Genomic DNA, 19,114 nt, shown 5'->3' with positions numbered 1-19,114 from the left:
TCAATGGAGCTATCTGACTAAAATTATAAACATCAAATATTGAACAATAAGGGCAAACAGGATCAAGAAACTCAAGAAGCCAAACAGAAGCCTTAGGATTACCGTAAGTTATTATTAAGTTACTATTACTCCTAATGAAGCTGAGGATAGTGGTGATAATGCTATTATTCAATGAACCAATACTCTCATTACCCCTCAGGCCACTGATGGGTAAACCATAAGCAACATCCTTCACAATGATGGGGACATTAGGGTAGGCACCAATAATGTAAATGTAGCCGTTAGGTGGTAATAACTGACTAACTTGAGTACCCGAGTTATTAACCACAGTAACCGTGGTAACTACCTGAATTGTTACAGTATGATTCACCACAGTGGTTGCAGTTATGGTGTGGTTTACCGTTACTGTGGTAACTAGACTACTTATTATTACCGTGGTCGTGGTGTGTATTGGTATTGTTAAGCCTACAATTAACCCCACCACCACTCCTACTATTACACTGGTCACCACCCACTTCTCCTCCATTAACCATTACTCCACTTAATTCTATTTAAATAATCCGGTGAAGTAATTAATAATGTCTTCAAGGCTGATCCAAGCAATGATGCTGGTGATTGGTGAAGAGGGTGAATAGTAGGATTAGGTTAATTGCCTTAGTTGGGTTAAGCATCATAATTAAGGATCATTAGGCTAAGCCAATTACCGTAGGCTAATGGCGTTGAACCAAGCCAAACATTACTAGGCACACCGTAAAGCTTAACCAGGCAGTTAAAGCACTTGATTACCCCATTCACTGTGACGCATGGTTGAATACTAACCCATAATTGCCTATAACCAATGCCCGTGGCATTAGGCAGAATCATCTTCACGCCGAGAACGCTTAACTGGCTTAGTAGGCTTAATTCACCTTGAATATTAACAATCTTGAATAAGTGGGATTCACCCACAGTATAGTTACAGACCCTGTAAGTCCTATTACCAATCACGATAAACCCGCTACTCACACTGAAGCCACTGCCCCAAAGCCACACGCTAGTGGGGCTGGTAACATAGGCGTTAACGTAACCGTAGCCTGTGCCTGAGGCTTTTAAGCCAAGGTAGGCTCCGCAGGTGGCGTTACCGCATTTTATGGGTATTGGTAGGCTTGGGTTAATGGTTGTAATACCGATTATGAGTGGGGTTACAGTGTAAGTGTAGTTAACGTTAAGCCAGTCCCAGTTTCGAAGAAGCACCCACCAAAACCCACAAAACAAAACTTAAAAACCCACAGCAGAACCTAAAAAAGAATTGAAAGATATTAAATATAAGGAACACTTTTAAGTAAGTGTACAGTTATTTACTAGGTATGTCATTAACACTTTCGCCTCAATTGGTTAATTTATTAAGGGAATTGGCTGGTGGTAAGGATGCTGAGGCTTTTATTATTGATTTAATTGCTGAGAGACTTGATCCGCCTCATAGAGTTAAGCTTTACTTGAGTCTTCATGAGCATTACCTTAAGTCCGCTGAGGAATTTTACAGTAAGGGTGATTTAGTTCAGGCTGGTGAGCAGTACTGGGGTGCGGTGACTGCTTTGCTTAATGCCATGGCTGAGTCAAGGGGTTGGGAGTATTATAGTCATAGGGATTATGATATTTGAGGAATTATATAAATAGACTAGTGATAAGTTAATTTTAGTGAACTACATAGGGAAGCAGTTCTTAACCTAGTGAATAGGTTAAGGGGAATGGTGAGTATTACGGAATCGCGCAGTGAAGTATAGGTAGGGTAATGGCTTCCATTACACAGTAGTCATTGGTTAATCCAAGCCTATGCTTATGTACCTCATCATGGTAACTTACCTAGAGTGCATTAAAGTCACTCATGGAGTAGGAGGGTTCGTTGCCCTTAAGGGTTACGTGACCTTACATTTAAGGATTAAGCTTCAGGTATCATGGGTAAGGCATATTTAGCTTAATGAGTTGTCCCCAAGTGAGTATACCTGCATCCCTAATAATATTGCCTAGTTCAGTGGTAATGCTGGTTATTCATGCCGCTGGCTCATACCTAGGGTTTAGGGGCTTAATTATCCCTAGGGGGGTGGGGGTTTATGTTTCAGTGTTTGAGGTTCTATACTACGTGTTGGTTAGTTCACTGGCGTTAAGTGTTCTGCCAACGTGGTTAACTTCATTAATCGTATTAATGCTGGTTATTCACTTAATTGGTGTATACGCCTACTTTAAGGGTTACTTAGGGATATATGCGAGTAAGTTAACATTAATGTACTATGGTATTTACGAGCTTATTGAAGCCGCTATAATACTTACCATTACTATTCACTTCATTTGAGCTCGCCTCCCTAGGTTTAAGATCATTCTATTGTATGAACGCGGTTGCTATTGCTAACACTATGATTACGGCACCCATTAGCTTTGATGCAGTGAGCTTCTCTCCGCTCATAAACTTAGCCATTAATTGAGCTACTAATGGCATGCATCCCGTTACTATGACCGTGAAGCCAAGGCCTATTAAGTCCACTGAGTATGCGAATAATGCTACTCCAATGCCCAAGTCCAGTATTGCAACCAGAGGTAGGCGTGTGTATAATGTTGTCTTAATGGCGGTGGTTAAGTCATTATGAATTACATGGTTCACCATCAGTAGTACTAGGCCTGCTGTAGCAACCCTTACGAAGGCTACAGATACTGGGTTTAGGCCATTAACGTCAGCTACCTTTATCATAGTTTGCCCAACGGCCCAAGCTACGGCAGTACCAAGGGCTAGGGTAACGCCCTTTAATGTTACCCTAGTCCTCTCCCTGGATAATAGGTATACGCCAAGCATTATCATTAGTCCTGAAGTAACCTTAAATATAGTCAATGGTTCGCCCAATAGGGTAGCCATCAGTACTGACAGGGGTATGTAGGAGTATGATATTGGTGCAGCCACCGAGACCCCTGAGTAGTTAATCGCCATTAGGTACATTGAGTCACCCACAGCCAGGGAGAGTAAGCCACTTAGTGAACCCCATATGGCTCCTATATTCAAGCCAATTAACACTACTGGAATTGTTAATGCTGCGGTTGTATACAGCATTCTAAGGAAGTTGACGGTTAATGGACTTAACCTCCTCATGTAATCCTTATATGTAACCGACGCCCACGCCCAGATGAAGGCTGTTGATAATGCTGGAGCAGTATCAATTATTAACATTAAGGTTAAGGAGGGTATTAGGTGCCTTAAAGCATTAACCTATGCTTAATCCCCCATCTAATAATGGGCCCTAGATTGACCATAGTAGGCATTGCGTCTACCTTAACTTTAAAAGTTTACTTACCTTAGTTTTTAATCACAATTAAAGCACCTTACCTAGATGGTATTGTTCTTGGCATCATACTGAAGTTAACTTAATCATTAAACAGTATGTGGACTTTAATTGTAAATTAATGTAAACAGTCTCTATGGAAAGAATTAAATAATTCAGTGAACTAGCCTCACTGGTGGTTTTATGTCTAGGCGTAGTGAGATACCTACGACTCCGGAGGGTTTGAGGAAATATGTGAGGGTTATTGATGATCAGGACATATGCATAGGCTGCGGCGCCTGCGTCAGTGTTTGCCCAACTAATGCCTGGGAGCTTGATGAGAATGGTAAGGCTAGGCTTATTTGGGATTGGTGTATTGATGACTTCTCCTGCATACCAGTATGCCCAGTTAACTGCATTTGGAAAACCCCAGAATCCCCTGAAACAGCCAGACCCAAGGACAATTGGTACAGGTTCAGTAGGGAATTAACCCCAGAAGAACAGAAGGTATTCGAAGAATGGGCGAAGAAATACGGAATAACAGGAAAACCAGCTCGCCAATCCTCCTAACTCTCCTTCAACCTTAAGCGTATATTAAAACCTCTACATTATTTTCAATACTGAGCATCCAACTGCAGTTTCATTTAGGTTAGTTTCAATTACTACCTCACCTTAATTATTGGATCTGGGTTTAGATGAATTATTAAGTGCAATGCTTAAAACGCGGTAATGCCCATTAATAATATGAGTATTAGGGTTGGCTTCATAGGTTTGGGAACCATGGGTGCACCAATGGCCATGAACATTCATAGAGCTGGATTCCCACTAATAGTGTATAATAGAACCCGCAGTAAGACTGAACCATTCGCTAGGCTTAATGTTCCGGTTGCATCATCACCAAGGGAGGTTGCGGAGAGGTCTAGCGTAGTTATATGCATGGTGACTGATGCACCGGACCTGGAACAGGTATTATTTGGGAAGAATGGGGTTGTGGAGGGGAGGCATGAGGGTCTTATTGTTGTTGACATGAGTACTAACTCACCCGACTACTCAATGGAATTCCACAGGAGGTTAATGGAGTTAGGTATTGAATTCCTAGATGCACCAGTTACAGGTGGGGATAAGGGTGCTAGGGAAGGGACATTAACCATAATGGTTGGGGGGAATCGTGAAGCATTCGAGAAGGTTAAGCCTATTTTCGAGGCAATGGGTAAGGTTATAATACATGCAGGAGACGTGGGATCCGGCCAACTCCTGAAGCTTATCAACCAGGTTGTTGTTGGTTTAAATACCTTAGCTATGGTTGAGGCCCTCACGTTAGCTAAGAGGGCTGGGGCTGACATTAGTAAGGTTCAACAGGTCTTAATGAGTGGTATGGGTAATTCAGAGGTTATAAGGCAATTAATGCCCAGGGTCCTTTCAGGGGACTTTAAACCAGGCTTTAAGGCCTCCCACCTGAGGAAGGATTTAAAGTATGTGGTTGACTTAGCCACCAGGTTAAATGTACCTATGCCAGGCGTCAGTATGCTTCTTCAATTATACAATGCCCTAGTGGCTCTTGGACTTGGGGAGGAGGGGACGCAGGCATTAATTAAGCTCTACGATAACTTAACTAAGTCCCAACGCAACGTGGATTAAAGCTTTAATACGCTTCAAGTTAAGTATTAGTGGGTAGTTATGTCGATTTCGGCTCTTCAAAGGCCGACGCCATCCAGGCTAATGCTGATTAGACTGAGGACTCAGGAGACATTGTATAGGAGGATTAGGAAGACTGTGGAGGATGCTAGGAATGCCACGTTACAGAGACTGAGGGCACTTGTACCGACATTAGAGGAGAGGAGGAAGACTTCGTATGGGGAAATTAATAAGGTTGCTGAACTTTACCAAATAGCTAAGAATAGGGTTGGTGCGGTTGCATTAAGTGCAATGGCATCGTCAACTAAGGTTAGGGTTGATGGTTATGTTGAGGATAGGGTCATAGGTGGGTTAAAGTTCGGCATACTTAACGTTAAGGGTTTTGGTGGACCAACATACAGCATGTATAGTGTACCCACTGAACTAGACGCATCATTAACCAGCCTAGTGTCAATACTGCCTATGCTCATGGAGTACGTTAACCTGGAGAACATATTCTACACGCTCCTATACAGGGTTAGGGAGTATCAAAGAATGATAAACGCAATAGATAACGTTATACTACCTAGGATAAGGGACTCAGTGACCTTCATAAGGCTTGCCCTTGATGAAATGGAGAGGGAGGACTTCGTGAGGAGGGTCATAATAAATAGAATAATTGGTACTGAATGAGGACGCTTCACCATTAAATTACTGCACTGATGGGAGACATGAAGGCGTTAGCGTAAGGCTACACGTGAGGAATGGTTTATAAATTGCGCATTACTTGGAGTGGTCATGTCATCGGGAGGTTTACTAACTTCAACAATGTTAAACACAACTGGACTAGAATTATCTGGTGAGGTTGCGGAGAAGCTTAAGGGTAAGGTACTTGACGTAGTGATAATAGGTGGTGGGCCAGCTGGCCTTAATGCGGCAATATACGCAGCCAGGTTCGGTTTAAGTGCGGTTATAATAACGGAAGAGGTGGGTGGGCAGGTTGGTAAGGCTGGTTGGGTTGAGGATTACTTAGGCTACGTTAGGATAACTGGACCCGACCTAGTTAATAAGTTTGAGGAACACGTAAGGTACTATAATGTACCAGTGTTAATTGACTCAGTGGAGAAGGTTACTGCTAATGGTGACTTATTCAAGGTAACTACTGTATCAGGTGATGAATTCATATCCAGGACTGTGATAATTGCAGTGGGTGAGAAGAGGAGGAAGTTGAATGTGCCAGGTGAGGATAAGTACAATGGTAAGGGGGTAAGCTACTGTGCTCCCTGTGATGCCCCATTATTTAAGAATAAGGTTGTTGCCGTTGTTGGGGGAGGTGACTCAGCAGCTTCATCAGCATTATTACTAACCGAGTACGCCACTAAGGTTTACCTAATACATAGGAGGAATAGCCTTAGGGCCCAGCCCATATACCAGGATTTACTACTTAAAAACAGTAAGATCACCATACTTTGGAACACTGTGGTTAAGGAGCTTAAGGGTGATAAGGTTCTTAAGTCAGCTATAATACAAAGAGTGGACTCAGGTGAATCAATGGAATTACCCATTGATGGGATTTTCATTGAAATAGGTGCGGAACCACCTGTGGAGTTCTTTAAGGCTATTGGACTTGACTTAGATAAGAATGGTTACATAAATGTTAATAACATGATGGAGACTAGCGTTAAAGGCATTTACGCCGCAGGGGATTGCGTATCCCTAACGCCAAGGGGCTTTAGGCAAATCATAACGGCGGCAGCCCAGGGTGCATTAGCGGCATACTCAGCGTACAATTACATACTCACAAAGTATGGGCAAAACAGGGAGAAGTAAGGAAGCCTTAAGCTTAACTGACGTTCTTCCGCTTTACGTAAGGTAAGTACTGAGGCATGGGTTATGAAAAGTAATTGCCTTAAATACTCGAAATGGGGGATATTCCACTGGATAAAACCGTGAATCAAGAAGTAACTCTAAATATGTGTATTAGGCTACCTATGTTTAGACTACTAAAGACTACCGCATAACCGTTTTGGTCAATAAATCCAATACCATTAACCGACGCCTCGCCAAGTTTGTTACCATTATATGGGTTAAATGCAGTAACTGTGAATACATTATTATAATTGTAGGCTACGTAAATCGTATCGTTAATAAACTTTATGAACGGAGTAGTGGGTACACTTACCAACTTTATGCTTTCATTAAGTCCAGATACCTTAACGTAGCCATCAATGGTATGGTAGGTAACGTGAATACCATTACTAATCCATATTGATGGTATTGCATCAGGTGAGAAATCATTACCTACCATACCGTAATAGTGAGGAGTCACGTAGGGTTCACCACTACATAATGCACTAGGATTATTACTCATACTACTGTACAGTTCACTTAAGTCGACGTATTCTACAAGTAGGTTGCTTGTGTTAGCCTGCTGGGCCAGCATAATAATGTTTGATCCACTTCTAATCCCAGGCATTCTGTATCTCCATAGTTTAAAACCATGATCATCCACCACATCAATGTTTATGAAGCCAGCAAAAGTTAAGCCATTACTATTGTTAATAATTGAAGTTACCCCACTCCTATGGGTAACACACCATTGACCGCATTCACATGATTGGGCTGGATAATTACCGCCACCAAATATTAAAATATCATTACTAACTCCATTGACGGCAAATGTGAAATTACCGTTATCACAACTCCCTCCTGGAACACCATATATGCCTAAATCCCCATTAACTCTATTATATAAGCCAATGTACGTAGAGCATGGGCATGCGCATGGTGACCAAGGAGGAGGTATTGGTGGTTTACCATAACATACGACACCACCACCAAATGCTGTAAAGTCCCCGACAGTTGATGACCCTGTGATGTTACTTAAATCAACGTTTGGCCTTATTACTGGATTTGGACCTACTTGCCCATATTCCAGTGGTAAAAGTAAATATACGTTACCGTCATCAACAAGTAAGGCGTAGTCACCGCTGGAGCCAGGTAGTAATTGAAACACGAATTTCCTTTCATTAAGCACAACACCACCATTAGCTGAAATACTAAAGCTACTTAAGTTATCTAAGAGATTAAAGGAATTCACTTTAATGAATTTAGAACCTTCATAAGGTCTCATTAATGCTCCTGGGATAACCCTGCTCACTACATAGTATCCGAATCCGGCTATTGTTAGCGATGCAATTAATTTAAGGAAAAGCCTTCTACCCCTATTCATTAATCATTTATCCTAACTTTACTTAATAAGCATTATGCAATATGCAGTATTATTAAGATACGTAGATGCGATGAGTATATTGCATTAATCAACTAGGTTACTGCACACTCATGGCATATTGATAATCTAAATTAGTCATAATGGCTAGGTCTTAATGATTCTAACCTTAATTCCATTGAGTTTAGGTGTACCTGCGTATTTACCCTTAATGGGCTCAATGATGCTATTTATTGGTTTACCATCAAGGTCAATGAGACTGCTCTTATAAATAAACCCCACTCCAGGTGGTACATTAGGATCCTTAACAGCCTTAACCTTAACCTTACCATACTTGCTCTCCAAGATAACTACACCCTCATAATCGTGCGTATGGATAATAGGCTCTAGGGTACCGTAAACTTCCCGGAACTGCGTATTCGTATATAATGGATGCGAGGCAAAGACCAAGTAGACTTCATCCCTATTTAACGGTTCTGGCTCCACTGGATTTGGGAGAGGTAAGGCATCAGGTTCATCAGCAGGTAGGTACCTAGGCCTCATCTTAATTATCTTCCTCTCCCTAAGCTCACTGATTGTAACGCCAGTAGGTCTAATTGCCTTATCAACAGCATTCCAGGGATCCTCGAGGAGTAACGGATGATTAATGCCTAACTCCTTGGCCAATGATCTTACTAGCTCAACCTCAGTAATGCCTATGGCGGGTCTTATTGGTTCATTATAAACCAAGTAATCATGCCAATAACTATATACGACATCGTACTTCTCCAAGAACGTTTGCGCAGGAATAACTACATCGGCTAATTTAGCTGTCTCTGACCAGTATGGATCATGCACAATAAGCCTAACCCTACCCTCCCTGACGGCCTCAATAAGCCTATCGCCACCAGGTAATGTGAGAACAGGATTCTCATTCCATACATAAACCACATTAATCTCACCATGTTCGATGTACTCACCGAATTCAGCCATTGGTATTACCCTGGATGACTTAGCCATGTGGAGGCCCCTTAGGTAATCGAAGTCTATTCCCCAGCCTAATGAATTCGAATAGTAGTAACCCCTCCTTAAACCCACGAGAGCTGGAATAATAGATATAACGCCTATTGCATCACCGCCATTAAGAGATCTGCCGAGGGCAAACCCGATTAGGGTTAGGGGCTTACGTTCATGGTAAAACTCCGCGAGCCACCTAATATCATTGATGGAAACACCACTGACCTTAGATAAGTACTCAAGTGAAAAATTACTAACATACTTAGCCAACTCCTCCAGGTGCTTAACCTTACCCTCAATTAATCCATCTTCGATAATCACTTTAATGACGCCAAGGGCTAGGAACACATCAGTACCTGGCCTAATGATAATGGCTTTGTCAGACTTCTTAGCTGCGTCACTGAGCCTTACGTCAATAGAAACCTTAAACTTCCTGACGAATAATACCCATATGTGAGGAGCTGAGATGCTGGCTGGAAAAGCCCAAAATACTGCTGCATTATACTTAGGAAATTCCTCAGGTAATGCACCCATGCTAGTACCATAATGAGCACTAATTGCTGAATGCCCCTCAGAGGAACATATGGACCTATCAGTCTGTGAAGCATTGATTACATTGAAGAACCTGTCTGGGTAATGCCAAGTTAATAAGCCTTGATTACCGTCATAGTCAGTGCGTAGTACCTTGGCTGGGTTCTTTTTCAATTCCTCCTTTAACAACCTAGCCGCATACTTAATCGTATCATTAACATCAGTCTCCCTACCATCAACATATGCAGACGTGATTCTATTTCTCTCATTCCTAATTAAATCAGCCCTACCTCTAGCGCATGTGAATCCGTTTATTGGAAATACCTTCAATGGCTCATACTTCTCATTAAATATGCATGTGTCATAGCAATCCCTGGTACATGCAATAACCATTATCAAGCGACTTAAATGTGTTTTTAAATGCTCCAGCATTTGGTGAAAATTTGAAAATTACTAAAAATAAATTCTAAGTATTATACTTAGTTAAGAGCTATCATTTACTTATTCTTAAAATTGCATAATTTAGACAATTAATGATTTTTACTTAAGACTCAAAAATATTATCTTCAAATAATTTACACTGCTAATCTAGCTATGTTAACCGACTTGATCTTAGTATTGAGCAGTGTTAAGTTAGAAACCCTATACCCAAGGCATAGCCTAGGGTACAGAATTAGGCAGGGTGAATACAAGTAACTCCTTAAGTTAACTACCGCCATCGCTTCTCACCAAGTAATTACTGTGGAGCTGTTTAAAAAATTTTACGCAAACATGTGTTGAATGCTCTAGTGCATTTTATAATAAATCCTTAGTAGTATTTATAACTTATTATTATAGTTTTAGGTTAATGTTTCCTAATGACCATGGCTGTTAATGTTCTTTCAACACCATCGATTGAATGAATCATTTTTATTAAGTTCTCAAGGTCATCAACCCTATCAACCTCTGCTAGGGCAATGATATCGTATGGACCAGTAACTGAATAAGCTACCTTAATCCAGTTAATTGACTTTATCTTCTCCGATACTTCAAACACTTTCCCAACCCTGGTCTGGATGAGAAGGAAAACCTCAAACGCCATAGTTAACCTTACGTTCACTAATTTATAAATATTAGTGTTAAATTAAGCATTTAGACATGTGTTTAACAAATATTGTTTCACGTAGTAATTCATCTCTAACTTAAATCAAGTCTCAGTAGTACAATAAATTTAACTACGTCTCATTACCCCAATATCCTTAATATACTGCACAGCCTGCAGTCCAGTTAACATTACGTTACCTGTTATTAATATTGGTGTAGGTAATTCATCACCATAAGCCTTAATCAACTTAACATTAGTAATACCCTTACTTAACACCTCCTTGACCAGGCTCATTGTTGAATCATCATATATTAACGTAATGGTTTCCATACCATTAACTCCAGTCAAGCGATTTTTAGGTAGCGGATAATATAAGTGGTTATTCCAGTTCACACTACCCTATTAGGAGGCTTGGATTTAAACCCCATTATAATTAACTTAAAGTTTAAGCCTTAATACTGAAATTAACAGTGGAGTATTGTTTATAAAGACTTAAGCACTTAGCCAGTATGGCTACGCAAACTCTATTCAAGAGATATGAATTACCGCCACTACCGTATAATGTGAATGCGCTTGAACCACACATAAGCGGTCAAGTAATTGATGTCCACTATAATGGGCACCATAAGGGGTACGTTAATGGTGCTAATGCAGCAGTTGATAGGTTGGAGAAGATAATTAGGAATGAGGTAACAAGCTACGATATACAGGGGTTATTAAGAAACCTGTTTTTCAACATAAATGGCCATAAGCTTCACACGCTTTACTGGAATAGTATGGCACCAGCAGGTAAGGGTGGTGGAACACCAGGTGGTTACCTAGGTGACTTAATAGTTAAGCAGTTTGGTAGTTATGATAAGTTCAGGAGCCTCTTTAATGAGGTTATGAGGTCATTACCAGGCAGTGGTTGGGCAGTATTGTATTATGATACTGAGACAGGTAACCTTGTTTTCACAACATTCGAGAATCATTTTAATCAACACATAGCGGAGTTACCTATTCTTCTAATAGTGGATGAGTTCGAGCACGCCTACTACCTTCAGTACAAGAATAATAGGAACGCCTACCTGGATGCAGTATGGAATGTACTCAACTGGGGAGAAGCAGAAAATAGGCTTAGGAAATACCTTAAGTAATTAAAGCATTAGCCTTAAAACAAATTCCTCCTCCTTCTTTTATTCACTCTACCTTTCTCTGAGGCCTTCATTACCATGCTTGCGCCGATTAGGTAGAAGCCCAGTATGAATATGAGCAATGTGGACGTGTACATAGCCATCATTAGCCGCTTGAAGAATGGTAGAATAAGGAGTATTAATAATGGTCCAAGTATTATTAGTGAACTTACCGATAATACGTGTTTAAGGTACTTCCTTACATCACTGGGTTTATTTAAGTTATACTTCACGTTACCTTAATGTTGAACCTACTTAATAAAGGTTAGCTTTATTTTCAGTGTTTTGGAATCAAAGCATGATTTTAATCTTTTAACTTAGTGGGGGTAATTTACTATTCCTTAATTACCTCTAGTGATATGAATGTTCTAGTGTCCTCAATACCCTCCATTTGGCTCATTATTCGTAGTAAATCATTAATGTGTATTTCCCTGGCTATTATTATTAAGTCATAGTCCCCTGAAACCCTGTAAGCCTTCTCTATTGGCATTTCCTTAAGCTTCTCGTAAACCTGCTGCCTATACTTAGGGGCAACCTTAGCCATGACTATTGCCTCAGCGCCGCTCATCCTAAGAACCCTCAGTGCCTTCTCCGTAACATCAACGAACTCCCTACCAGTCCTTATTAACCCAAAGTCCTTAAGCTTCTTTAAGTGCACTGATAAGGCTTGCCTAGTCATGCCTAGTTCCCTTGCTATCTGATCCTGATCTGCGTAAACAGTGTACACCCTTAGTGGTTGGGCTTTTTTCAGTAGGAACTGCAGTATTTGAAGCTGCCTCTCCGTTAATTCTCTCCCAATTGGCTCAGACTCAACCTGGCTCTCCATACTCATCGAAAAACTAAAAACAGTACTGGTATATATACTTATTGGTTTATCTACACTATATGCTAAAGGAATAAATCATTATGTTTAAAAATGAACCCAAACTAAGAATACTCTACCTTATTCTATTTAAATCTTTCCCTAAATCTCAACATTAATCCTCCTACCTGCAGCGTAGTGAATTAATATATCAATAAAAGCAGCGTACAGGAGTATTAATGATGCGTAAATAACCCAGGAATCAACATACGCGTAAGCTAACCTAAGTAATGCCGCCCCCTCAATCAATATTGGTATCTCAGGGCCATACCCCCTAGGCCACAGCCAGAGGTAACCAGGTATAAGCATGGGGATGCATAATGAAGACATCATTACTGCAACGTAACCCAATAACACCATGTGCAGTGCGCTAAGTGATGAAGCGTATACTGAGACCGCCAATGATACTGCTAGCCCAAACCTACCTAGTACCGCCCCCACTGGGTACGCCACAGCAAGACCAACCCGCTTAGGTAGTGATAATGGTATTCCAAGCGCCAGTAACTCAAAGAGTATAAGCAGTGTAACCGAGTAGGGGTGGTTAATGAAGTACATTAAAACCGGCATTGTGAAGAAGGCTGCATCTAGGTAACTTGGCCTACGCCTATCCTCAACCCTCCTCATCAGGCTAGTTAATGATGATAGGGGGAACCCTATGAGGGATAGGGGATTATTCGTCACTATGACTGTTAAGGAGGATATCAAGCCAATCACTGTGAATATGTTTGGGTAAAACAATGGTATTTTACCAATCCCCCTCTCAATGAATATTAAAACATATAATACAACCCAAGCCACCAGTAGTATTCTCCAAACCCATTGATTAAGTACATAGGTCAAGGACCAGGATACGGCTAGGATCCCCATAATTAATGAAACTGAGCGTGATGGCATTAGCCTAGTGAACCCAGGGTGTTGACTATACATTACGCTTAAGTAAAATAAGACTAGGCCACTAACCATTACTCTACCGTGAATCTCAGTGAGGTTTACTGATAGGGCTGGTCCAATGGTTAGAAGAATCAGTGAGACTATTAATATTGCCTGAGACACCCTAACCTGGTACTTAAACAGCCTACTGTATGAGACTGGCGTTAACTTATCTGTTGCATAGCCTAGCATTGATTCATCACTAGGTTAAACTTTATTAAGAATTACCTAAATTAGCCTAAGTGATGAACACTCCTGATAATGATGCGGTGAGTAGGCCATGCCCCAGACTGAGGTTTAACGAAATTATACTACCACTGCGATAAATTACGAATGTGAGAATTTTAACCGTACTCAATAATCTCATTACATTAGTGTTACTTACTGAACTTGGCTACGAGCCCCCTTATATCGTCAACCAGTTTCTTTTCGTAATCGGCCAGGACCTTGTAGTCACTGCTCTTAACCTCCATCTTAAGCCTAATAAGCCTCCTCACTGAGTCCAATTCCCTAATAGCATTAGCCGGCACGCCAGAGTTAATTGCCTCTGAGCCAACCCTATAGTAGGTTATCATTAATCTAAGTAGCCAATACTGTTTTTCCGGCGCTGATGGCGTATCCACTGGGTTAAATGCGTCCTGTTTAAGGAAGCCTTCACGTATCATTGATGCAACGTTAAGCACATGCTTCTCCTGCTCACTCAAAGCCTCACTTCCAAGTATCCTAACTATCTCAGCCAACTCAGCCTCCCTAGTCAATACTTCTATTGCAATCCTCCTTAACTCAACCCAATCCTCACCCACCGCCTTACCGTACCAAGAAGCCACTGAGTCCACATACCTACTGAAGCCTTGAAGCCAATTAATGGCTGGGTAATGCCTAGAGTAGGCTAGCCTAGCGTCAAGGGGCCAGAAGGCTCCAATGAACCTTAACGTGTGGCTAGTCACCGGTTCAGTGAAGTCACCGCCTGGTGGGCTCACTGAGGCTGCTATGGTTAATGAACCTAAGCCACCGTTAAGTAGCTTAACCTTACCAGCCCTCTCATAGAACTCAGCAAGCCTAGTGGGTAAGTAGGCTGGGAAACCCTCTTCACTCGGCATCTCACCAATCCTCAATGCTACCTCACGCATTGCCTCAGCCCAACGGCTTGTGGAATCCGCCATTAAGAGTACATCGTAGCCCTGGTCCCTGAAGTACTCGGCTATCGTAGCACCCATGTATATGCTTGCCTCCCTAGCGGCAACAGGCATGTTAGACGTATTAACTATTATGGTTTCCCTCTCAAGTAATGGACGCCCAGTGGCTGGGTCAGATAACTTAAGTAATCCCTGCAATGCATCAGCAGCCTCATTACCTCTCTCACCACATAGGACTGGGACACTGTACTGTGTCATTGCGTAAAGCATGAGTGACCTAATTGTCACAGTCTTACCTGAACCAAATGGACCTGGTATTGAGGCTGCACCACCCTTGGCTATTGGGAACACTGTATCAATAACCCTTATTCCAGTTATCAATGGGTCACTTGGAGGCAGCTTTTCCTGGAAGGGCCTTGGTCTCCTAACAGGCCACTTATGCCACATCTTAACCTTAATTAAGCCATCGTTAGTCTCCACCTCAGCAACATCATCATTAAGCGTATAGTCACCCTCAGGGGCAATGTACTTAACAACACCGGGCTTATATAAGGGTGGGTACAGTATCCTATGCTCTATTAACTGGGTTTCAGGTACTATGCCGAGGACTTCCCCCACATTAACCTTATCACCAACCTTAACCCTAGGTATCCACCTCCACTTCCTGTTAAAGTCAAGTGGCGGCGCCTTATCGTAGTTAATCCCCCTTGCTATGAATGGTTTATTTGTTTGATCAAAAATAACCTTTAGAGGCCTTTGAACACCATCGTAAACCTGGCCTATTATTCCAGGTCCAAGCCAGGCACTAAGCATTTCACCAGTCCTAACCACCGGTTCACCTGGCTTTATCCCAGTAGTATCCTCATAGACCTGTATGAACGCGTCATCACCCTGAACCCTAACCACCTCCCCAAATAACCCCAATTCACCTACGAATACTAATTCATAAAGCTTAGCTCCAGGTAATTCGGCCTTTATTACTGGACCATTAACTACAAGTATCCTGCCAGTGCCTTGACTGCTCATCATTGCTTAACCACCTCATTAGCCACATCTTTAATTATACTCCTTATGGAGTCTATCATGCGGTTTAACACATCATCAATGGTTGCCTCATATGTTACCGATCCATCCTTAGTGGAGGCTATTAAACCCAACATCCCCTCATCCCCATTCTTAAACTCCACGCTAATCCCCATCTTAGCCGCTAATGATGAAATTAGCTGCTTGTCCCTTGGTGAACAAGTTACCACTAATTCCCTGGATTGAGTCACCTCAACAGCCTGATTAAGGAGTGTCGTAATTAATTTACTGTACGCTTCACTATCCCTCTCATTGTTTATACGCTCCTTAACCTTACTAATTACGTCGCGGGTTAACTCATCAATTAGGGCTAGGTACTCCGCCTTAACGCTCATTGAAGCATCGTAAAGTTTATACTCCCTATTCAACATTGTTTGTCTATCCACCTCCTCAAGTTCATTACTATGCTTCCTAATCTCATCCTCAATGACGCTCATTAACTCAGCCTCATATTTTAAACTAAGGTTACTAATCCACTCCTCGGAGTCTGCCTTAACCTTATCCATCACGCTATTTATTAATCTAATCAACTGCTCGGACATACTCAACAGTGGTAAGGGGTTACTAGGTTTTTAAGCATATGCAGGCATATCTATGGACATGATTATTAGATTTTTGTAAAACTCCACTACACCTTTACAACCCCACTGAGGTTTTGAAATCCCTTTCCCCCCACCCTAGTTGATACGTAGTGAGCCTAAATGTACTATTAACTACGTCCAGCTTAATGGAGGATTCTGAGTGGTGATGCTAACTCAATGGTAGTCTTTAGAGGAGTAATGAGCGTTTACTTACCGTGTTATTAAAGGTCTTAAACACCAAGCACGGACCTGAGTATAGCCATGTAGTTAACTTCCCTATGTTCAGTGTTACTTAAGGCGGGTACTTCAAGTATAAGGGGTTTCCTAATCCTTGTCCTAAGATTAATGAATTCTTGACCAGCTTCACTACTTACACTACTCGTAACAAGGATTGCTGCAACATCATCCATGCCTAATAATTCCTTAATTCTAGGTACAAGTGACCTAGAGTCCACCACGTAGCCCTCGAATCCAATTAATCTAAACGCGTTAACAGTATCCTCATCACCAAGTACTATAACTCTCATAGCCCAGTTCCCTAACTCCCCTATTAATGCTTAATCCCATGCGACTACGTGATGCCTACTGATACGTAGTAAACCATTAATGTTAATACCACGGTTAATACAGCTAACGGTGCATACCTTGAGTCAACAATCCTAGATAAGGCATACATGAATAATAAAGGTGGCGGTAGGTAAAGTAATACTGAAAATGGTCCAGTTAGCATGATGCAGGCGTACTTAATAGCAAGTGACGTTAGGGAACCAGCTAACGATGCCGTAACCCAGTAGAGTGTATCTAGGATTGAGTTTAGGACCAGGCTCTTATGTAATGCTGAACCCATTAAGTAACCCCTCCTGACTAGCAACCTCTTCTCAATATTCCTTAAATACGACGTGTTCATAACATAGCTTGACAGCAAGCCTGTTACCGCATTGGTTAATGCCGTTACGGTAAGTAGGATAAGTAAATCACCCCTAGTTAAATCTTGGAGAATCATTGCAGTGTAGTAACCATCCAGTACCCCAAGAACCATGTACACGTTAAGTCTCATTGCGCACTAACCCTTGAGTATATATTCCCCCACTGAAACCTCATCAATGCTCCTTATGACTGCACCATTAATTTCAATTACCCTCTTAACATCATTAAAATCCAGCGAGCCCTCCATGATTACTTTAAGACCTAGGACGCCTACGTCAGTTTCCTCAACCTTAATGTAGACTGCATCGACACCAGTTATCCTGCCTAACTCATTTGCCAACTTAATTATCTCAAGTTCACTGGGTGCATCCACATCGAGCACAATTCTCCTCAATAATGATCCCTTATCTCCCATACTAATACCCATTAAGTTCAGGAGTTTAGTTAATAAATTTTATTAAACCAATACCATGCTTACCCAATAATTAGCATTAAGTAACTAAACTAAGTAATAATCCCCTTAGGATCCAAGGGGGAGTCTGGTTCTCTCTTTCATGCTTTCAATTAACCAAATGCCTCTCCTCTCAGCCTCCTCTATAGCACCAGGCATTGCCCTTAGGCAGTAAACCAACTTAACTACCCTACCTGGGAATTTGCCTGGAAACATGTTGATTGCCTTATTCACCCTTTCATCTATCTTAGCAATTAACCTAGGCCCAATCTTAGTCTTTGCTTCACCAATAATTGTTACTTGACCATTAGTACCGTAAACATCAAACTCAAATCTAGAGTTAAGGGTAATCCTATCAGTCTTTAATTCAATACCCTTATCCTTAAGCAGATGCGTCACTACATCATTAGCCTCCTCTTCAATTGATGAGGTTAAGTTATCTAGAGTCCTCTTAATATCATCAATATCTCTCCTCATTCTCCTTATCTCCTTCCATATTTTATTATTTTCTTTCCATAGTTTGTTTTGTCCTTCCTGTAGATGCTTTACGGCTTCCCAGAGCTTTTCCTGATTCTCCCTCAGCGCCTTAACCTCCTGCCATAGCTTCTCCTGACCCTCACGCAGTGCCTTAATCTCAAGCCAAATCTTATTGTTTTCTTCCCTTAATGCCTTTAATTCCTCTTCATATCTTTGATTGATTTCCTTCAATTCCTTAACGTCCTTTGTTAAATCACCTAAACCATTAACAATACCCTCAGTAATTGCAACTAACCTACTGGTAACTTCAATAAGCTTATCAAGAGAAGACTTAACATCAGTAATACTAAGTAAACCAACCACAGCCAACCTAAACTCCTCATCCTCATCTAAAGCTTTCAAAAACCTCCTCTTCTCCTCAGGGCTAAGGCTCATCCCGTTAGCAAAATGATTAAAGAAACTAATAAACCTTACTATGACATTAAACGCAAGGTTGATTACTTTACTTTAAGTAAAGTATTCGTAGTAAATTCGAAGAAGGATGAGTGTAGTTAATATTAACATGGTTGAACCATTGTTAATTAGTAAGCATACTGTTGTTACGTCTGACCTCCTCCCTGTCCTGGAGGGTGGGGGTTTCCTCGGGGGGTGGTTTATTGGTTTGTGGTTTACCGCCTTCATCCTCATTGCTTCATTGCGGGTCCACCCCGCTCTGCTCGTCCAGCGGTAGACCACGGGCTGGGTCTTCAGCCCATTA

At 41.5% G+C, this 19,114-nt stretch carries 23 protein-coding genes and 2 pseudogenes; 7 read left to right on the top strand and 18 right to left on the bottom strand.

Annotated features, from left to right (window positions below; genetic code table 11):
- Both Q0C29_RS03805 and Q0C29_RS03800 read right to left on the bottom strand, forming a co-directional pair.
- A pseudogene (locus tag Q0C29_RS03805) lies at window positions 1-526 on the bottom strand (hypothetical protein); the annotation flags it as partial.
- A 137-nt stretch (window positions 527-663) separates the two neighbouring features.
- Window positions 664-1,233: a hypothetical protein gene (locus Q0C29_RS03800; protein WP_291999330.1), complete on the bottom strand. Its 570-nt coding sequence runs from the start codon at window positions 1,231-1,233 to the stop codon at window positions 664-666.
- A 113-nt stretch (window positions 1,234-1,346) separates the two neighbouring features.
- Here Q0C29_RS03800 and Q0C29_RS03795 point away from each other — a divergent pair, with 113 nt between their 5' ends.
- Window positions 1,347-1,640, top strand: a complete 294-nt coding sequence (locus Q0C29_RS03795) for a PaREP1 family protein (protein ID WP_367173618.1) — start codon at window positions 1,347-1,349, stop codon at window positions 1,638-1,640.
- 332 nt (window positions 1,641-1,972) lie between these two features.
- Complete coding sequence (locus Q0C29_RS03790; RefSeq protein WP_291999329.1) at window positions 1,973-2,329, top strand: hypothetical protein; 357 nt, start codon at window positions 1,973-1,975, stop codon at window positions 2,327-2,329.
- 27 nt (window positions 2,330-2,356) lie between these two features.
- Here the strand turns inward: Q0C29_RS03790 and Q0C29_RS03785 are convergent, their stop codons facing one another.
- Window positions 2,357-3,193 (bottom strand): DMT family transporter, encoded by an 837-nt coding sequence (locus tag Q0C29_RS03785; RefSeq protein WP_291999328.1) that lies wholly within the window; start codon window positions 3,191-3,193, stop codon window positions 2,357-2,359.
- Window positions 3,194-3,488: 295 nt separating this feature from the next.
- On the opposite strand from Q0C29_RS03785, the gene Q0C29_RS03780 reads away from it, so the two are divergent.
- The 4 genes from Q0C29_RS03780 to trxB all read left to right on the top strand — a co-directional run bounded on the left by Q0C29_RS03780 (window position 3,489) and on the right by trxB (window position 6,728).
- Window positions 3,489-3,854 (top strand): 4Fe-4S binding protein, encoded by a 366-nt coding sequence (locus tag Q0C29_RS03780; RefSeq protein ID WP_291999327.1) that lies wholly within the window; start codon window positions 3,489-3,491, stop codon window positions 3,852-3,854.
- 180 nt (window positions 3,855-4,034) lie between these two features.
- Window positions 4,035-4,922 carry an NAD(P)-dependent oxidoreductase gene (locus Q0C29_RS03775; protein ID WP_367173620.1) on the top strand — a complete coding sequence of 296 codons (888 nt, stop codon included), beginning with the start codon at window positions 4,035-4,037 and terminating at the stop codon, window positions 4,920-4,922.
- Window positions 4,923-4,961: 39 nt separating this feature from the next.
- Window positions 4,962-5,591, top strand: a complete 630-nt coding sequence (locus Q0C29_RS03770; RefSeq protein ID WP_291999325.1) for a V-type ATP synthase subunit D — start codon at window positions 4,962-4,964, stop codon at window positions 5,589-5,591.
- 135 nt (window positions 5,592-5,726) lie between these two features.
- Entirely contained in the window at window positions 5,727-6,728 is a 1,002-nt protein-coding gene (gene trxB / locus Q0C29_RS03765) for a thioredoxin-disulfide reductase (RefSeq protein ID WP_367173619.1), read from the top strand.
- Between the two features lie 124 nt (window positions 6,729-6,852).
- Here the strand turns inward: trxB and Q0C29_RS03760 are convergent, their stop codons facing one another.
- From Q0C29_RS03760 to Q0C29_RS03740, 5 genes are all read right to left on the bottom strand, one after another.
- Complete coding sequence (locus Q0C29_RS03760; RefSeq protein WP_291999323.1) at window positions 6,853-8,130, bottom strand: hypothetical protein; 1,278 nt, start codon at window positions 8,128-8,130, stop codon at window positions 6,853-6,855.
- 144 nt (window positions 8,131-8,274) lie between these two features.
- Window positions 8,275-10,047, bottom strand: a complete 1,773-nt coding sequence (locus Q0C29_RS03755; protein WP_291999322.1) for a molybdopterin-dependent oxidoreductase — start codon at window positions 10,045-10,047, stop codon at window positions 8,275-8,277.
- Window positions 10,048-10,229: 182 nt separating this feature from the next.
- Window positions 10,230-10,373: a hypothetical protein gene (locus tag Q0C29_RS03750; protein WP_291999321.1), complete on the bottom strand. Its 144-nt coding sequence runs from the start codon at window positions 10,371-10,373 to the stop codon at window positions 10,230-10,232.
- Window positions 10,374-10,498: 125 nt separating this feature from the next.
- Window positions 10,499-10,735, bottom strand: coding sequence for an Lrp/AsnC ligand binding domain-containing protein (locus tag Q0C29_RS03745; protein WP_291999320.1), 237 nt, complete (start codon window positions 10,733-10,735; stop codon window positions 10,499-10,501).
- Between the two features lie 129 nt (window positions 10,736-10,864).
- Window positions 10,865-11,086, bottom strand: a complete 222-nt coding sequence (locus tag Q0C29_RS03740) for a hypothetical protein (RefSeq protein WP_291999319.1) — start codon at window positions 11,084-11,086, stop codon at window positions 10,865-10,867.
- 161 nt (window positions 11,087-11,247) lie between these two features.
- Here Q0C29_RS03740 and Q0C29_RS03735 point away from each other — a divergent pair, with 161 nt between their 5' ends.
- Window positions 11,248-11,874 (top strand): superoxide dismutase, encoded by a 627-nt coding sequence (locus Q0C29_RS03735; RefSeq protein ID WP_291999318.1) that lies wholly within the window; start codon window positions 11,248-11,250, stop codon window positions 11,872-11,874.
- 14 nt (window positions 11,875-11,888) lie between these two features.
- Here the strand turns inward: Q0C29_RS03735 and Q0C29_RS03730 are convergent, their stop codons facing one another.
- The 10 genes and pseudogenes from Q0C29_RS03730 to Q0C29_RS03685 all read right to left on the bottom strand — a co-directional run.
- Window positions 11,889-12,143, bottom strand: coding sequence for a hypothetical protein (locus tag Q0C29_RS03730; protein WP_291999317.1), 255 nt, complete (start codon window positions 12,141-12,143; stop codon window positions 11,889-11,891).
- A 101-nt stretch (window positions 12,144-12,244) separates the two neighbouring features.
- Entirely contained in the window at window positions 12,245-12,742 is a 498-nt protein-coding gene (locus Q0C29_RS03725; RefSeq protein WP_291999316.1) for an Lrp/AsnC ligand binding domain-containing protein, read from the bottom strand.
- A gap of 132 nt (window positions 12,743-12,874) precedes the next feature.
- Entirely contained in the window at window positions 12,875-13,894 is a 1,020-nt protein-coding gene (locus Q0C29_RS03720; RefSeq protein WP_291999315.1) for a hypothetical protein, read from the bottom strand.
- Window positions 13,895-14,079: 185 nt separating this feature from the next.
- Window positions 14,080-15,867 (bottom strand): V-type ATP synthase subunit A, encoded by a 1,788-nt coding sequence (locus Q0C29_RS03715; protein WP_291999314.1) that lies wholly within the window; start codon window positions 15,865-15,867, stop codon window positions 14,080-14,082.
- On the bottom strand, window positions 15,864-16,463 hold the full coding sequence (locus Q0C29_RS03710) for a V-type ATP synthase subunit E (RefSeq protein ID WP_291999313.1): 600 nt from the start codon (window positions 16,461-16,463) through the stop codon (window positions 15,864-15,866). The genes Q0C29_RS03715 and Q0C29_RS03710 overlap by 4 nt, the downstream gene beginning before the upstream one ends.
- A gap of 269 nt (window positions 16,464-16,732) precedes the next feature.
- Window positions 16,733-17,029, bottom strand: a complete 297-nt coding sequence (locus Q0C29_RS03705) for a V-type ATP synthase subunit F (RefSeq protein WP_291999312.1) — start codon at window positions 17,027-17,029, stop codon at window positions 16,733-16,735.
- 44 nt (window positions 17,030-17,073) lie between these two features.
- Entirely contained in the window at window positions 17,074-17,559 is a 486-nt protein-coding gene (locus Q0C29_RS03700) for a hypothetical protein (protein WP_291999311.1), read from the bottom strand.
- Between the two features lie 6 nt (window positions 17,560-17,565).
- Window positions 17,566-17,856, bottom strand: a complete 291-nt coding sequence (locus Q0C29_RS03695) for a DUF211 domain-containing protein (RefSeq protein WP_291999310.1) — start codon at window positions 17,854-17,856, stop codon at window positions 17,566-17,568.
- Window positions 17,857-17,949: 93 nt separating this feature from the next.
- Window positions 17,950-18,792, bottom strand: coding sequence for a hypothetical protein (locus Q0C29_RS03690; RefSeq protein ID WP_291999309.1), 843 nt, complete (start codon window positions 18,790-18,792; stop codon window positions 17,950-17,952).
- 72 nt (window positions 18,793-18,864) lie between these two features.
- A pseudogene (locus Q0C29_RS03685) lies at window positions 18,865-19,114 on the bottom strand (hypothetical protein); the annotation flags it as partial.

Source organism: Caldivirga sp. (genome assembly GCF_023256255.1).
Lineage (GTDB): Archaea > Thermoproteota > Thermoprotei > Thermoproteales > Thermocladiaceae > Caldivirga.
The sequence above is the reverse complement of the archived record's forward strand: the minus strand, read 5'-3'. Positions and strand labels throughout refer to the sequence as shown.